The following is a 15896-nucleotide window of genomic DNA, read 5'->3' as shown; positions in this document are numbered from 1 at the left end:
ATTCTATATATATCATAAAATTAAATTTGATACATAATGATGTATTTGATTGCACTGTAGTGAACGTATGTTTTATGTAGAGAAATGTTAATAGAATGAAACGAGGGAGCAAAATGAGACAGAAAAAGGAGAAGCAGAAACAGTCGAAAAAGAAAAAGACTCATATTCCGTTTCGGTTAAATGTACTATTTTTTATCGTGTTTCTTTTATTTTCAGCTATTATTATTCAATTAGGTAAAGTACAAATCATTGACGGAGAAACGTATCGAAATGAAGTGAATAAAAAGGAAGATGTAACGGTGAGTACTCCAGTTCCGAGAGGGAAGATGTTTGACCGGGAAGGGAAAGTTATTGTAAATAATAAACCGTTACGAACTGTTACATATACGAAGATGAAAGGAGTGGACTCAAAAGAGGTTTTAATAGTGGCAAGAAATTTAGCAAAGCTAATTGAAATGCCGCAAGAAGATATGGACAAGTTAACAGAGACAGATAAAAAAGATTTTTGGATGCAGTTAAATGAAAAACGTGCAGCAACAAAAGTAACGAAAGAAGATGAGAGTAAATTTAGGAAGCAGGAAATAGAAGGGAAAGACTTAGATAAGAAAGTAGAAGAGTTGAGGCGAGAAAGAATTACACAAGAAGAATTAAACGAGCTTTCGAAAGAGGATATAGAAGTACTAGCAATTAAAAGCAAAATGAATGCGGGATATAAAATGACGCCACAAATCGTCAAAAAAGATGTAAGTCAAAATGAATATGCAGTAGTGAGTGAAAGATTATCGATCTTGCCAGGCGTAGATACGACTGTGGATTGGGAGCGAGAATATCCAAATGATAAAATACTACGTTCTGTACTTGGTAGTGTTTCTACTGAGAATGAGGGATTACCAAGGGAGCAATTAGACTATTATTTAGTACGAGATTATAACAGAAATGATCGTATTGGTAAGAGTTACATCGAAAAACAATACGAAGATATGTTACATGGAACGAAAGAACAGTCTAAAAATATTACTGATAAAGCTGGAAATATTATTCGAACTGAAAAAGTGACAAAAGGAAAAAGTGGAAATAATTTAATGTTAACAGTTGATATGGGTTTACAGAAGAAAGTGGAGGAAAGTCTTGAAAGGAATTTAAGGGCATTTCATTCTTCTGAACCGATGATGGATCGTGCATTCGTCGTTATGATGAATCCGAAAAATGGTCAAATTCTATCATTAGCAGGAAAAAAAATTGTAAATAAAGACGGCGGAATGCAAATAGAAGACTATGCATTAGGAACGATGATAAGCTCTTATGAGTTAGGGTCGACGGTGAAAGGAGCTACGGTATTAGCGGGATATCAAACAGGAGCGATTAAGCCATATACGCATTTCTTTGATGCACCAATGTACTTTAAAGGAAGTTCGAAGCCGAAGAAATCTTGGAAAGACTTTGGAGATATTGATGATTTAAGAGCATTGCAAGTTTCATCCAATGTCTACATGTTTAATACGGCGTTAAAGATTGCGGGGATTGATTATGTACCAAACAATCCGCTAGATATTAAACAAGAAGCGTTTAATAAAATGCGCTATTACTTTAGACAATTTGGTTTAGGTGTGCCAACTGGTATTGACCTGCCAAATGAATCGATTGGTCAAATGGGTAGAACTGATAATATACCTGGTTTTTTACTTGATTATGCGATTGGACAATATGACACATATACGCCGCTGCAGCTTGCTCAATATATGTCAACGATTGCAAATGGTGGTTACCGAATGAAACCACAAATTGTACAAGAAATTAGAGAGCAACCAAATAGACCAGAGGAAGTCGGAAAAGTTATTCACTCGATGGAACCAGTCGTGTTAAACCGAGTGGATATGGATCTGTCATATATAAATCATGTGAAAGAAGGATTTAGAAGAGTTTTCCAGGAGACTGATGGGACAGGTACTGGAACTTTTAAAGGATTACCTTATAAACCGGCTGGAAAAACAGGAACAGCAGAAACAGTGTACGGTGGAGAAAGTGATATTGGCAGAGATGAAAACAATTATCGAAAAAAATGTTATAATTTAACTCTCGCCGGGTATGCGCCATATGATGCTGATCCGGAAGTCGCTTTTTCTGTTGTTGTGCCATGGGTGAATAATGATAAATCAGGTATTAATTCTGCAATTGGTAAAGAAATTTTGGATGCATATTTTGATTTAAAAACGCAGAGATCGGGTGTAAGTCCAGTCCCAGTAACACAATAGCCGAGTAAGCCACAGTAAAAAACATCAAATTGTAGTATATCACTGCGCAAATGAAAACATATTGTGCAGTGATATATTTTTGAGTTGAAAAGTGTTTTGATAAGGTGGGAATGGATATGAAAGAGGAGATTAAGAGAGCTTGGGGAAAGTACATACTATTTATATTTGTCCTAGTAGTAACGTACCAGTCTTTCACTTTATGTAAAGTGGAAGGAAAATCAATGCAGCCAACTTTACAGGAAGAAGACTATGTATTTGTAAATAAAGCCGCTGTACATTTTTCTAGCTTACAGCACGGAGAAATCGTCATTATTAAGGAAGAGGATGAGTCGAAATATTATGTGAAACGCGTAATAGGACTTCCTGGTGACGTAATTAACATAACGAATGGAACTGTATACGTAAATGATAAAAAGCAAGAGGAACCTTATATAAATAAAGATTTATATAACAATACACAAGTGTTTTACAACTTTCAAAAGACAAAGATTCCGCCAAATAAGTTATTTGTAATGGGAGACAATCGTGAACACAGTAAGGATAGTCGAAATGGTTTAGGTTATATTGAAGAAGATAACGTTATTGGCAAGGTGGAATTTATATATTATCCTTTTTCGAAAATGAAAATACTAGACTAGTTTAGTATTTTTATTTTATTTTCCTCAAAAAACAATCAATGAATTAGATGGACCTTTTAATCCGCAGGTGCTTCTATAAAGAGGATAATAAGTAACGCTTTTATAGTAAGTTAACGGGTTAGGAAATAGAAAGGATATGATGATATGTATAAGTACACAATATGCTTCATTAGAAAAGGGGATAAGATACTCCTTTTAAATAGAAACAAAAAGCCAACAATGGGAATGTGGAATGGCGTTGATGCTACTCCATACCCATCAACTTGAAAATATTAACTACCCCAAGAGTAAAAAACGCTATTCTTTATATTCATACTAAAAGAATAGCGTTTTTTCATTATTTAAATATGATTTCATCTGAATTTAATGGAGATTTCTCCTACAAAGGTAGTAGAATTTTTATTTGAATTTGCTACCTCAGTTAGATTTATCATATTTCAATTTCGATATAATAATAGTAACTACTCAACCCGTAGTTACCAATAAAGAAAGGAATAAGCAGAATGATACGGAACATATACGAAACTCATTTACATGTAAGAGATTTAGAAAAGGCTATAGATTTCTATCAAAATAAGTTGGGGTTAGCATTAGCAAGAAAACTTTCCAAAAGAAAAGTGGCTTTCTTTTGGGTAGGGGAAAGTAAAAAGCAAATGCTTGGACTATGGGAAGTACAAAATATTGAAGATTTTGAGGTGAAACACTTTGCTTTTGGTGTAGATTTAGAATTTCTAAAGACTTCTAAATTGTGGTTAGAGAATCGTGGAATAGAAGTGGTAGGAAGCCAGGGAAAAGGAAATCAAGAGCCAATTGTCCAAAGATGGATGCCAGCTGCAAGTGTATACTTTCTGGATTGTGATGGAAATAAATTAGAGTTTATTTCTATGTTACATGATAATCCAGATGAATTAGAATATGCATCCTATTTAAGTGAATGGGATGCGGAACACCAAGAAAAATAAATGAGATTGTATCCCAGAATATTGTTGATTACACAACGTCTATTCTGACAGAAGATGATACGGAAAAACAGGGAAGGACGCGTTAAAATACTAAGAAAAAGCCAAATTCCAATAAAGAATTTGGCTTTTTTGCAAGGAATGCTAATTCAAGTTTTACTCTACATAATTCGCTTTTATAATAAAACGATGCTGCTTCACATCAAAATACCCTTTTTGCAAGATGATTTCATGTATGCGATATAATTCCTCATTATAGCTATCTACTGTAAAATCAGGAATTTGCCACGGAATTGCTTTTAAGTAATAGACAACAGCACCGACATCATAAAAACGTTGAAGAGGGAACTCTTCCTTCGCTTTTAAAATTGTAAATCCACTTTGCTTTAATTCACTACATGCTGTTTCCAGTGACCAATTTGCAAATTCTGAATTAAGCGGTGCACCAAACAGCTCATTAAGATCAGCGCAATCAAGACCACCGACTTGTTGTGTAAGAAATGTTCCATTGGTGGAAAGAATTCTTTGCACTTCAGAAGCAGCATAGGATTCATGTTGATTCACAATTAAATCAAACTGGCTATCTTGAAATGGTAAAGTAGTATCATCAGTCACTTCTACGATTGTAACCCCTAAAGGTTCTAATTTCTTCCGTGCAATTGGTACATTCGGAGCGTAGCCCTCAGTCGCATAAATAGTTGGTGGGAACGGTTGTAACATAGAAAAAACTCTCCGCCGCCAGTTCCCATATCTAGCATTGATTTTGCACGTTGCATAAGCTGGAAAGCAGTGCTACCGTAAGACCATGATAAAGGCTTGCTATTCATTCGACCAGTTTCTGAAATGAAAGAAAAATCCCAGCCGCTAAAGTTTGTCTTTGCACTTTCTAATAAAGTTAAAAATAATGGATCACGTTTCATAATTGTATCCTCCTATTTCGTTAATGAATGATATAGTAAGAAAAGAGAAAGGGAGGACCTCTTATTAAAATGAAGCGGTTTTACGTTTCGTGTTCAAATAGATTCATACAAATTCGCTCCTTGCGAGAATGATTATTTATATATTCGGGATAATTGAGTGGAAATCCTTCGAAATGATAAGGAAAGGCAGTTGTTTAATGAAAAATTGGATGGAGTTTACAGACAAAGAGTACGACCAAATTTGGGACAGGATATATAGTGAGCTTAAGTTTTCGCCAAGTGATTCTGTATTTCCATCTTTTAAGGTGCCAAGTCCTTTTGTTACATATGATATATCTCATTACTTCGGAGAATCGGTAGATTTAAATGCATATGACGATCTGGAAGATAAAGCGGTACAAGTTTTTAAAGAAAATACAGCATTGAATGAATATATAATGGCACTTGATTGGCAACATGAATGTTATTGGGTGAATCCACACTTAGAGTTTGAAAGAAATGAATTTGATGAGTGGACTATCCCGATTTTTCCAAATGGAGATTATTATTTCTTTATTCAGAAGGATTTTAAGTGGGGCTATTTAGGTCATCCTTGGGAAAAGAGTATAACGATATTTGGAAAAGAACTAATAGAGAGCTTTGAACAAAGTAAGCCAGAAATGTTTCAAAATATATTAAGGCAGGGATAATGTTTTAAAGAGAAAAACGCTTATACTTCATTTTTGAAGCATAAGCGTTTTTGTTTAAAATACTTAAAAACAAAAATCTTTTGGTAAAGTGCCATTTTTTATCATCGTTCTTAATCCATGTTTCATAATCCAAGGGTTAACAGGATGGTTTTTATCGAGTAATTGTTGCAACCATTGAAAAACGAGTTCGTTATCTTCTTTCGTAATATCATTAATGTGATTGGCTACAGATTTTTGAACATACTTAGAAGGATCATTCATTAATGGCTCAAGAAGCTTTAAATTATTTCTGTAGTCACCTTTCAAAGCTCCTATTTTTTTTGCCCAAGGAAGTCTTGGTCTAGTACCTTCTGAAGCTAATCGCCTAATGTGGCTGTTTTCGTCACGTAACCACTGTTGCAATATGTCCAAGGTTTCTTCATGATATTTTTCAAGATAAGGACGAATGGCATATTCAGCAGTATTTCTTTTTGTTATTTCATACATTGCGTTGAATGAGGAGTCAAAATCGTTAAGTCCATATTTTTCAACGTATTTTGCGATAGGCATGTACATGTATCCGTTTGTAAATGTGCCTACTTCTGTTGTGTTTTCTGGTCCCAATGTTTTCAGTAATATATGTATTGCTTCACTAAAATCTTTTTGTAATTCATTGTGTAATTCATCTGCTATTACTTCGACACGTTGCTTTAACTCTAAATTTTCAACTTTACATGTTACGGAATTTACAAAATTTTTTTTAGAGAAATTAGAATCATGTTTAGAAATAGAATCAGCCATTTTTTCTGCTAATTCTTCGTTGAATAAAAATTTTAACGGAACATATTTCCCCATTTTTTCACCTCAGTGGTCAGTTAAAAACAATTGTTATTTTTTAATCGACAACCCATACACCAACGTCTCACTTGGATTCGTAATACTAAAACCAGTCGTTTTATAATCAAGTTTTAACGTACCACCAGTGTAGTCTTTCGTGAATGAGTCCATTTGTACAATAAGCTGTTCATCTTCATATACAACATCATCCGCATTATATGTATCCCAAATTAAATCAACATCAACAAAAATGCTGCAAGAGTTTGTCATTGTACCTCTAATACGAATGATCTTTTTGTCCTCACGTTCTAGTCTATGTATAGCTGCTTTTGCTTCATCAGTAATACGAATGTTCATGTAATCCCAACCTTTATTTATATTTCCTCTATTATTGCAAAAACAGGAGAAATAGGGAAGGGAGAAGCATTGCATTAAAAAAACGAGCAAACAATTTTGTTTGCTCGTTTTACTTTATTTCAGTTCACATTTATCAAGTGGAATGACTTTCGTTTTCTTAGTAAATTTATAGCCTAACCATAGTACTAAGAAGAGTGGTAAACCGATGTAAGAAACGAGTACACCGTTCCAGTCGATAGATGCTCCTGTAAATGCTCCGTAGTTTTGGCCTAAAATAACGATAACACAAAGTGCAAATGCAAAGATTGGACCGAACGGGAACCATTTCGCTTGATATGGTAAATCTTTCAAATCTTTCCCTTGTGCAATATAGGCTTTTCGGAAACGGTAATGACTAATAGCAATCCCTACCCAAGCAATAAATCCTGACATCCCAGAAGCATTTAATAACCAAATGTATACAACACCGTCACCGAATAAAGAAGCGATGAAAGCGACGCTACCAACTACTGATGTTGCGATTAATGCGTTAACAGGTACACCGCGGCTATCTAATTTTCCTAAGAACTTTGGTGCTTTTCCTTGGCGAGCTAAATCCCAAAGCATACGAGTTGATGCGTACATTCCAGAGTTACCAGCAGATAAAACTGCCGTTAAAATAACAGCGTTCATAACAGAAGCAGCGAAGGCAACGCCCGCTTTTTCAAATACTAGTGTAAATGGACTTACTGTAACATCACTTGCTGCAAGGCTATCAGTCGTATAAGGAATTAATAAACCGATAACGAGAATTGCTAAAATATAGAATAATATAATGCGCCAAAAGATAGAACGAATTGCTTTTGGAATATTGCGTTCTGGATCAGCAGTTTCACCAGCAGCTACTCCTAATAATTCAGTTCCTTGGAATGAGAAACCAGCAGCCATAAATACACCGATAATTGCCATGATGCCGCCATTAAATGGTGCATCTGCAACAGTGAAGTTTTTAAAGCCAACAGCTTCGCCGCCCATAATTCCAAAAATCATCATAAAACCGACAATTAAAAAGATAATAATAGTAACTACTTTAATAAGTGCGAACCAATATTCAGATTCACCAAAACCTTTAACAGATAAATAGTTTAAGAGAAAAATAATAGCTAAACAAAGTCCACTCCAAATAAGAGAAGGGGTATCTGGGAACCAAAATTTCATAATTAATGTTACGGCCGCTAGTTCAGCTGCAATCGTAATCGCCCAGTTATACCAATAGTTCCATCCAAGTGCAAAGCCAAGTGATGGATCAACAAATTTTGTTGCATAAGTGCTAAAAGATCCAGTAACAGGCATGTAAGCTGCGAGTTCTGCTAAGCTTGTCATTAAAAAATAAACCATAATTCCGATTGCAGCGTATGCGATTAGTGCACCGCCAGGACCAGCTGAATGGATTACACCACCGCTGGCAAGAAATAGTCCGGTACCGATTGTACCACCGAGAGAAATCATCGTAAGGTGACGAGATTTTAATCCGCGTTTTAATTCACCTTGTCCTTGTGTAGTTTGCGTTTTAGAGGTAGATTGATTTGTTGCGCTATTCATGTTCAACACTCCTTTTCTTGTAGGTTAGGAAGGAGCGGGGGAGAAAAATACAAAAAACCGCCAAAAGAATTAGGCGGAACGTTTCACAAATAACCACCCCATCATACCCTTCCGTTAAGATAGCACACCACGTTTACACGGTAATTTTGTAAACGTGACAGTTCTGTTCCTTTCGGAGACAGCCCCAGCTCATATTTCCAGAGATGAAATATAAACTTCGGCAACTTTTCCTTTCAAACGGAGTCGGTGACATTCTCTGTGTCTCGGCCGTTCTACTCTTAAAAGTTGCAACCTCTACCTCATCGGATTGATGAGGATTTATATATTGCTAAGATTTTTAATATATGGCAATTGTAATGACTTTCTGAATATATTGCAAGGAATTTTGTTAGGAAAAGTCAAAAAATATCGGTTATTGTATAGGAAACGCTTGCAAAACTCCACCCGAACCTACTGTTATGTAACAATAAATAAAGAAAAAACTGTTATACAAAAGTTTCGCAAAAAATAATGAAAAACCCTTTAAAATTAAAAGAAAATTCAGATTATATAATTCGACATAAATATCAAAAGGGATTAGTTTTTTATTTTGTTTCAAAGAATAAACATATGCGCACGCGAAAAAAAGAATGAATATTCTATATATTTATAGTAGAATTGTAGTATTGTTTAATTGAAAAGGGGACATCGTTATGAAATTAGAAACTGAAAGATTACATATTATCCCGTGTACGGAAGAATGGGTTCAAATTGCGAATAATCAAGGATACAATAGTGGCCCGCATATTTTAGGGCATATAGAAAATGTGAAACAAGATGCGGCTTTATTACGGTGGGGCGCGTGGTATGTTATTCGGAAAGAGGATGATGTTGTTCTAGGTGATATAGGATTTAAAGGGGAACCGAACGAGCAACATACAGTAGAAATTGGTTACGGATTTATTGAGAAATATTGGAATAAAGGGTATGCAACAGAAGCAGTTAGTGAATTAATGAAATGGGCTTTTCAAACAGGAGAAGTGGAAACGATTATAGCGGAGACACTCCTTGATAATTATAGCTCTATTCGTGTATTAGAGAAATTACATATGAAAAGAGTAAATAGTACTGAAACGATGATAAATTGGAAGATTGAAAAATAAAGAATACCGCTCGAAGTAAATCGGGCGGTATTTTACTTAATTATGGTAGCATTTGTTTGTGATCAGTCGGATAGCTATTCGCCTCTTGCTTCGAATACTTTGAATGGTTACGGACAGAAATGAAAATAGAAATAATAACGATAAGACCAACTGCAACATAAGAAAGTGTAATAATAGTTGGATCAACTTTAAATGATGTAAGTAATGTACGTATATTCGTAAAGATAATAAGTCCGCCAACGAGTACGCCAAGTAAATGCGAAGGAACGATGCGTACTAACCATGCGGCGATTGGTGCGGCAACAATACCACCGAGCATTAGGGCAAATACCCAAACCCAGCTTATTTGTTCCCAACCAAGTGAGATGAAAAAGCCAATTGTTGCAGCGAGTGAAACAGGAAATTCGCTCGTATCTACAGATCCAATAACTTTTCTAGCATCATTTCCTTTTGCAAGAAGAACAGGTGTCGTAATCGGCCCCCAGCCACCACCGCCAGTTGAATCAACGAATCCTGCGAACAGACCGAGCGGTACAAGTTGTTTAGCAGACATACGCTTATTTGAAGAAACAATTTGTTTTTGAATGATGAATCGTAATAAAATATAAACCCCTAAAGTAAATAAAAATAAGGAAATGTACGGTTTAATTACATCGCCAGGTAAATTGCTTAAAAAACATGCTCCAACAAAAGCACCGATCGCTCCTGGTAATGTAAGTCTAGAAACTGTATATTTATCAACGTTTCCAAATTTGATATGAGATGCGCCTGAAGCCGCAGTTGTAACCACTTCTGCTAAGTGAACAGATGCGGAAGCGACAGCCGGTGCGATACCAAACATTAATAATAGCGAGGTAGACGTTACCCCGTACGCCATCCCAAGTGCTCCATCAATCAATTGAGCGAAAAATCCAATAATAGCAAAGACAATTAATTTCTGCATAAATAATCCCCCTGTAATAATAAATAAAAAGGCACTTTTCCCGTATGAGAAAAGTGCCTTTGGTTTTTCCAATCAGCAATAATTAAATTTGTTTCATTATAATACATATTAATCGTATAAATCAACTAGGTTTTAAGGCTTTTTGAATTGAATGAAAGAAAAATAAAATATACAATAAAAGGATGGAGAGAAAGGGGAGAAAGAATATGTTAGCATTTGATCATCTCGTTCACGCAGTGCATTGTACACCGGAGGAAGCGGCAAAACAAATGCAGGAGCGTGGATTTCATACTGCAATAGGGGGAGAGCATACAAACTGGGGTACTTGGAATAGTTTATGTTATTTTGATTTATCATATATAGAATTTTTAGCAGTTCAGCATGAAGAAAAAGCGAAAGAAGCGGAAAATCCATTAGTACAAGAAACAGTGGTGAAATTAAAAAATGGAGAAGGGATGCTACAAATCGCAATTCGAACAGATGCAATTGAAGAGCTAGCAGTGAAGTTTAGTAAGCACAGTTTACATACGATAGGGCCATTTGAAGGAAAGCGTGTGAGAAAAAATGGCCGGCTTTTAGAATGGAAAATGTTATTTGTAAAGCAAGAAGAAAACGGACCGAAATTACCTTTCTTTATACAGTGGAATGAAACAGATGAAGAAAGAAGAACCGATTTACGTAACATAGGGACGATCACGGAACATAAAAACAAAGTACAACAAATTGAAACGATTCATTATGCGGTGAAAAATGTTCGGGAAACGGTTCGGAAATGGAAAGAAGTAATGGGGCTAACTGCAAGCTCAGTCGTAAAAAATGAGAAATGGAATGCTGAGTGTCAAAGTGTATCATTTGGTGATATTCATGTGCAGTTTTGTGAAGCACTTGGGGAAGGGCTAGTTCAAGATCGCCTGAAGAACCAGGGCGAATATCCATTTGCAGTGAAGTTTAAAGGGGAAAATAAACGAGAGTATGAAGTGTTGGGTAGTTTGTACGTATATGAATAGAGAGATTAAACCGAATTATAGAAGATCATAATCATTTTTCATCTTATATTCCGAAATGGTATAAATCATATCATGCGGATATAATAAACAATAAATAACGGAGGAATTCATATGGATAAAATAGCGATAATTTCAGATATTCATGGTAATATTCCAGCATTAGAATCTGTGCTGCAAGATATTAAATTAAGAGGCATCGAGCGCATTATTTGTCTTGGAGATTTAGTAGGAAAAGGTCCTCATTCTAGCGAAGTAATTGAAATCGTTCGTAAAGAATGTAAGCAAGTTGTTATGGGAAATTGGGATGATTTTATTACAAAACCGACTGAATTTGAATCGTTAAAATGGCATCAAAAACAATTATTAGAAGAACAAAATGAGTATTTAAGAAGTTTACCATTTTCAATCGATTTTTATATGAGTGGCAAACTGATTCGTATGTTCCACGCTTCACCGAGAAGTTTATATGAAAGAATACAACCACACGCTTCAAGAGAAGAGCGTGTTAGTATGTTCGAAAATAGCGATCTGACGGAAAATATAGAAGGGGAAAGAAAACCAGATGTCGTTTGCTACGGTGACGTTCATCAAGCATACATTCAAAATTTTAGGGGGAAAACGTTATGTAATGCTGGTAGCGTAGGAAATCCACTTGAAATTACACAAGCTTCCTATTTAATTTTTGAAGGAACATACAATGAAAAAGAAGCAGCGAGCTTTTCCATTCAACTCGTACGAGTACCATATGATATTGAATTAGCCATCCGATTAGCAGAAGAGCTCGATATGCCAGAAATTGAGGAATACAAGCAGGAGTTACGAACTGCTTTGTATAGAGGGTTTAAAGGGAAGTAAGGAAAATATAAAACAAAAAAATATATCAACGATTTTTCAAATACATCGACTTACTGACAAACAGTGACGAAGTTTATTCAATATAATTATATTATGTAAACAGAGTTGTGGGAGGGAATGTCATGCGCCGAAAACAACGCATTAAAAAAATTGCAGATCATATTTTAACTTTAAATTTAGCACATCCAATAAGAGTTGGAGTAAGCGGTATTACGGCATCAGGAAAGACAACATTTGCAAACGAACTAGCGGAAGAAATAAGAAAACGAGGAGTACCAGTAACACGCGCCAGCATTGACGATTTTCATAATCCAAGAGTGATTCGCTATACACAAGGCAAAGAATCAGCAAGAGGGTATTACGAAGACGCACACGATTATACCTCTTTTAAAGAAAGACTATTAAAGCCTTTAGGACCTAACGGGAATTTACAGTATGAAGCGATTTCTCATAACTTAATAACGGACATGTCTGTACATAATACGCCGCTAGTGGCGCTGCCAAATATGGTGCTAATAGTAGATGGAACATTTTTATTGAAAAAAGAAATTGAGTATCTATTTGACTATAAAGTTTTCGTAGATACAGATTTTGAGATTGCGAGAAAACGTGGTGCAAAGCGAGAGACAGAAGCTTTTGGGAGTTATGAAGAAGCAGAGAAGATGTTTTTGAACAGGTATCATGCGGCTTCTAAGATGTATATAGACGAGCATAATCCGAAAGATTGTGCGGACGTTGTATTTCAGAATAGTAAACTTGATGATCCGGAAGTTGTATTTAAAGAAATATAAAATCTTTTATATAGCAGAATAAAAAGGGTTTAGCAATCTATGCTTCAAACTCTACCAAATATAGATGTAATAAAAATTATTGCAATTTTGAATGAGTTAAAATAATGAACTGAAATACTTTATCTCTATAAACATGAAACATGAAATTTAAAAATGAAAAATAGTGTTATAATTTGTGAAAGGAGATGTTTTGGATGGATAAAAAAGATAATCCAAACGATTGGCCTTTATGGGCGAATGAGTCAGTAGAGATAGTTCATGCAAATCCTGATTGGCAAGATAAAGGGAGATGTGAAGAACAGCAACTTTATGAACTGCTTGCTCCTATCGGTATAAGCAAGGTAATACATATAGGAAGTACATCCATACCTGGTTTACCTGCAAAACCTATAATTGATCTAATGGCTGAAACAGACTCATTTGATAGAGTGCTAGATATTTCAGCTAAATTGGCTATATATGATTGGCATTATGTAAGCCCAGAATTAGATGAAAGACCTTGGAGAAGGTTCTTTGTGAAAGTTAAGAATAATAGGCGTGTAGCTCATCTGCATTTGATGGTTAAAGGAACTGAGCGATGGGAGCAACAACTTTTATTTCGTAACCGTTTACAAGAAAATCCGCAATTAGTTTATGATTATTCAAATCTTAAGCAAGAGTTAGCTAAAAGATTTAACCAAGATAGAGAAGCATATACAAAAGCTAAAACAGAATTTATTAAACAGGTTCTAAAATGATTACAATTTTGATTGTAACTGCGTTTGAATACAAATGAAAAAACTATACTTTATTTTATAACCTAAAATTATATAAAATGCATGTAAACAAAGTGAGAGACTTCGGTGTTCCAATGTATTTGTACTATGCCAATACTTATATTATATGTATTTCCTTTTATTTCTTGGGAGAAATTTTATATAATTGAATCAATTTCATAGAAGGATAGGTACTAAAACTATATTAAAAATCGGCTTGATTTTATGAAAATAATTACAGGGGATAAGGCAAAAATAGGTTAAAAAACGTAAAAAGGGGACAAGAAATATAATGAATGAAGTACTAGAATTAAAAGAAGAGCTACAACAAATTAAAAATAATAATTATGCTGTACCAGAGGATGTAGATGCATATCCATATGCACAGTGGATGCTAGATTATATCGGATCACCAGATGCTGAATTACGTGATGAATTGATTTATAGTACGCTTCACACATGGATTACAAATGATGTGTTTCGGCAAAAAGAATTACGAGGATTAATGTTACAAGCAATTAGTCCTGATTATTTATTTTATAAAATTGGAGAAAAGGGAACAGACTCTGTTTTTAAACGTGCGTTCTCCGTTTTAATTCCACCACTTATTTTATCTGTTCATGAAAGAGAACCATTGTTATCTGAAGAACAGCTGTACAGTGTGGCAGAACAAGTGCTGGAATATGTATATTTAGAAGAAGATGTAAGGGGTTACGTAGAAGGGAAAGGCTGGGCACACTCAACAGCACATGCAGCAGATGCACTAGATGCTTTAGCACGTACAATACGAAATCGGGAGTTTTCATATGCAATACTAGCTGCTGTTCGTCAAAAGGTTCGTATGAATGACTACGTATACATACACTTTGAGGATGAGAGATTAGTAACACCAATTATGTCGTTACGTAATCAAAACCTTTTAACAGAAGAAGAGTGGAGCAACTGGCTACATAGTATAGCAATTGTTGAAGACATCCGACATCCTCAGCATGCTGTTTTAGTACAAAATATTAGATCTTTCCTAAGAAGTTTATATTTCATAGCTCTAGAGAAAGAGGGAAGCACTGCCTTTACAGACGATATATTAGAGACTTTGAAGGAATCGCGTAGGTATTAAAATGTTTTTGAATTAGAGTGTGTGGTTCATTCCTCGATTTCATCATAAATGATCATTTAAGCAAAGAATAAGATTTGAAAGCCGATTATTTCTGTGGGTTCCCTACAAAAATAATCGGTTTTTTTAGTTGAATTGAAACTTTAGACTTAACTATGTAATAACGATTTTATTAAATATGTAGTTGCGGATTTTCTTCATATAAAGTATTCACATGCTGTTTTAAATTCTTGAATAGTAATAGAATCTCCTGACTAGGCATTCTAGCATGTTGAAGATGAAATATGTTTCCTTTTCCGATTTCTAATTCGTTTGAAGTCAAAGTAATAGGGACATTTCTAAAGACATGCCATGGGAAATACAAGTGTACAAAAGTTTCTCTAAAATATATACCAGATTCACAAATTAATACTCCATCGGATCCTTTACCCAAATTACCAAGGACTGATGTATCTAAAAAAGCAATGATTTTTTCTTCTTTTGGAATAATATATTTTGCTCCAATTTCCTTTAACTTTTTGTGTGAAATATGAGTATCTACAAATAATCCATTATCAGGTTCTAATAATTCATCATGCGTCTCAAACAAAGAGCAGATTGATTTTACCTCATTAATTTTTATAACTGGATGTATATCATTTTGCCTTGAATTTTGAAATGAATTTGTAAGAGTTATAAGTAAGTCTTTAAATAACAGTGGTGGATAATCACTCCCGTTAATATTAAAGCTTTTTTGTGCATCAAAAGATAAAAAGCCATCTTTATCAATTTCAATTTGTTGCACTTCATTTAATTGATCCCATGTCATATTCCCTTTACCTAATAACCAATTTTTCCAGTATAAACCCGAACTTGTAAAGTAAACACCATATTTTCCTGATCCAAACAAGTTACAACTTAAAAAAGCAAAAATTCGGTCATCAATTGGTATAGAAAAACGTTTTTTTGCGACTGATAAGAAATCTTTAGGGATTCTAGTAACATAAAATCTAGACTGCTGATATTCTAAACAAATATCAGTTAAACGATTAATATCTATATTCAACATTATCATTCTCCATTCCATATTTCTTTTCG

The 15896-nt window shown here is 34.7% G+C and carries 15 protein-coding genes, 3 pseudogenes and 1 riboswitch; of the genes and pseudogenes, 12 read left to right on the top strand and 6 right to left on the bottom strand.

Features of this window, described 5'->3' with window-relative positions:
* Positions 1-95: 95 nt before the first annotated feature.
* The 4 genes and pseudogenes from ACFWDE_RS26660 (at position 96) to ACFWDE_RS26645 (ending at position 3852) form a co-directional block, all read left to right on the top strand.
* Complete coding sequence (locus ACFWDE_RS26660) at positions 96-2252, top strand: peptidoglycan D,D-transpeptidase FtsI family protein (protein WP_377895865.1); 2157 nt, start codon at positions 96-98, stop codon at positions 2250-2252.
* A 116-nt stretch (positions 2253-2368) separates the two neighbouring features.
* Positions 2369-2890, top strand: coding sequence for a signal peptidase I (lepB, locus tag ACFWDE_RS26655; RefSeq protein ID WP_377895863.1), 522 nt, complete (start codon positions 2369-2371; stop codon positions 2888-2890).
* Between the two features lie 144 nt (positions 2891-3034).
* Positions 3035-3145 (top strand): annotated as a pseudogene (locus ACFWDE_RS26650) (NUDIX hydrolase); the annotation flags it as partial.
* Between the two features lie 248 nt (positions 3146-3393).
* Complete coding sequence (locus tag ACFWDE_RS26645) at positions 3394-3852, top strand: VOC family protein (protein ID WP_377895861.1); 459 nt, start codon at positions 3394-3396, stop codon at positions 3850-3852.
* A 153-nt stretch (positions 3853-4005) separates the two neighbouring features.
* Here ACFWDE_RS26645 and ACFWDE_RS26640 read toward each other — a convergent pair.
* Positions 4006-4769, bottom strand: a pseudogene (locus tag ACFWDE_RS26640) (class I SAM-dependent methyltransferase).
* Between the two features lie 197 nt (positions 4770-4966).
* Here ACFWDE_RS26640 and ACFWDE_RS26635 point away from each other — a divergent pair.
* Positions 4967-5458 carry a DUF2716 domain-containing protein gene (locus tag ACFWDE_RS26635; RefSeq protein ID WP_377895859.1) on the top strand — a complete coding sequence of 164 codons (492 nt, stop codon included), beginning with the start codon at positions 4967-4969 and terminating at the stop codon, positions 5456-5458.
* Positions 5459-5521: 63 nt separating this feature from the next.
* Here the strand turns inward: ACFWDE_RS26635 and ACFWDE_RS26630 are convergent, their stop codons facing one another.
* The 3 genes from ACFWDE_RS26630 to ACFWDE_RS26620 form a co-directional block, all read right to left on the bottom strand.
* Positions 5522-6292, bottom strand: coding sequence for a DNA alkylation repair protein (locus ACFWDE_RS26630; protein ID WP_377895858.1), 771 nt, complete (start codon positions 6290-6292; stop codon positions 5522-5524).
* 33 nt (positions 6293-6325) lie between these two features.
* Positions 6326-6631 carry an iron-sulfur cluster biosynthesis family protein gene (locus ACFWDE_RS26625; protein WP_377895856.1) on the bottom strand — a complete coding sequence of 102 codons (306 nt, stop codon included), beginning with the start codon at positions 6629-6631 and terminating at the stop codon, positions 6326-6328.
* Positions 6632-6745: 114 nt separating this feature from the next.
* Positions 6746-8212, bottom strand: coding sequence for an amino acid permease (locus tag ACFWDE_RS26620; RefSeq protein ID WP_377895855.1), 1467 nt, complete (start codon positions 8210-8212; stop codon positions 6746-6748).
* A 112-nt stretch (positions 8213-8324) separates the two neighbouring features.
* A riboswitch (Lysine riboswitch) is annotated at positions 8325-8517 on the bottom strand.
* Between the two features lie 387 nt (positions 8518-8904).
* On the opposite strand from ACFWDE_RS26620, the gene ACFWDE_RS26615 reads away from it, so the two are divergent.
* Entirely contained in the window at positions 8905-9354 is a 450-nt protein-coding gene (locus tag ACFWDE_RS26615) for a GNAT family N-acetyltransferase (protein ID WP_377895853.1), read from the top strand.
* 40 nt (positions 9355-9394) lie between these two features.
* On the opposite strand, the gene ACFWDE_RS26610 is transcribed toward ACFWDE_RS26615, so the two are convergent.
* On the bottom strand, positions 9395-10297 hold the full coding sequence (locus tag ACFWDE_RS26610) for a sulfite exporter TauE/SafE family protein (RefSeq protein ID WP_377895851.1): 903 nt from the start codon (positions 10295-10297) through the stop codon (positions 9395-9397).
* Positions 10298-10503: 206 nt separating this feature from the next.
* Here ACFWDE_RS26610 and ACFWDE_RS26605 point away from each other — a divergent pair, with 206 nt between their 5' ends.
* From ACFWDE_RS26605 to ACFWDE_RS26580, 6 genes and pseudogenes are all read left to right on the top strand, one after another.
* Positions 10504-11304, top strand: a complete 801-nt coding sequence (locus tag ACFWDE_RS26605; RefSeq protein WP_377895850.1) for a VOC family protein — start codon at positions 10504-10506, stop codon at positions 11302-11304.
* Positions 11304-11402, top strand: a pseudogene (locus tag ACFWDE_RS26600) (aminoglycoside phosphotransferase family protein); the annotation flags it as partial. The gene ACFWDE_RS26605 and the pseudogene ACFWDE_RS26600, both read left to right, overlap by 1 nt.
* Before the next feature lie 13 nt (positions 11403-11415).
* Complete coding sequence (locus ACFWDE_RS26595; protein ID WP_377895848.1) at positions 11416-12159, top strand: metallophosphoesterase family protein; 744 nt, start codon at positions 11416-11418, stop codon at positions 12157-12159.
* A gap of 122 nt (positions 12160-12281) precedes the next feature.
* A complete protein-coding gene (locus ACFWDE_RS26590; protein WP_377895846.1) occupies positions 12282-12950 on the top strand; it encodes a nucleoside/nucleotide kinase family protein in 669 nt (222 codons plus the stop codon).
* 194 nt (positions 12951-13144) lie between these two features.
* Positions 13145-13687, top strand: a complete 543-nt coding sequence (locus ACFWDE_RS26585; protein WP_377895844.1) for a GrpB family protein — start codon at positions 13145-13147, stop codon at positions 13685-13687.
* A 310-nt stretch (positions 13688-13997) separates the two neighbouring features.
* The gene (locus ACFWDE_RS26580; RefSeq protein ID WP_377895843.1) at positions 13998-14822 is read left to right on the top strand and encodes a DUF2785 domain-containing protein; all 825 of its coding nucleotides are present in this window, start codon (positions 13998-14000) and stop codon (positions 14820-14822) included.
* Positions 14823-14991: 169 nt separating this feature from the next.
* On the opposite strand, the gene ACFWDE_RS26575 is transcribed toward ACFWDE_RS26580, so the two are convergent.
* Positions 14992-15867: a hypothetical protein gene (locus tag ACFWDE_RS26575; RefSeq protein ID WP_377895866.1), complete on the bottom strand. Its 876-nt coding sequence runs from the start codon at positions 15865-15867 to the stop codon at positions 14992-14994.
* Between the last annotated feature and the right edge of the window lie 29 nt (positions 15868-15896).

It is taken from the genome of Bacillus sp. NPDC060175 (assembly GCF_042728695.1).
GTDB lineage: Bacteria > Bacillota > Bacilli > Bacillales > Bacillaceae_G > Bacillus_A.
The sequence above is the reverse complement of the archived record's forward strand: the minus strand, read 5'-3'. Positions and strand labels throughout refer to the sequence as shown.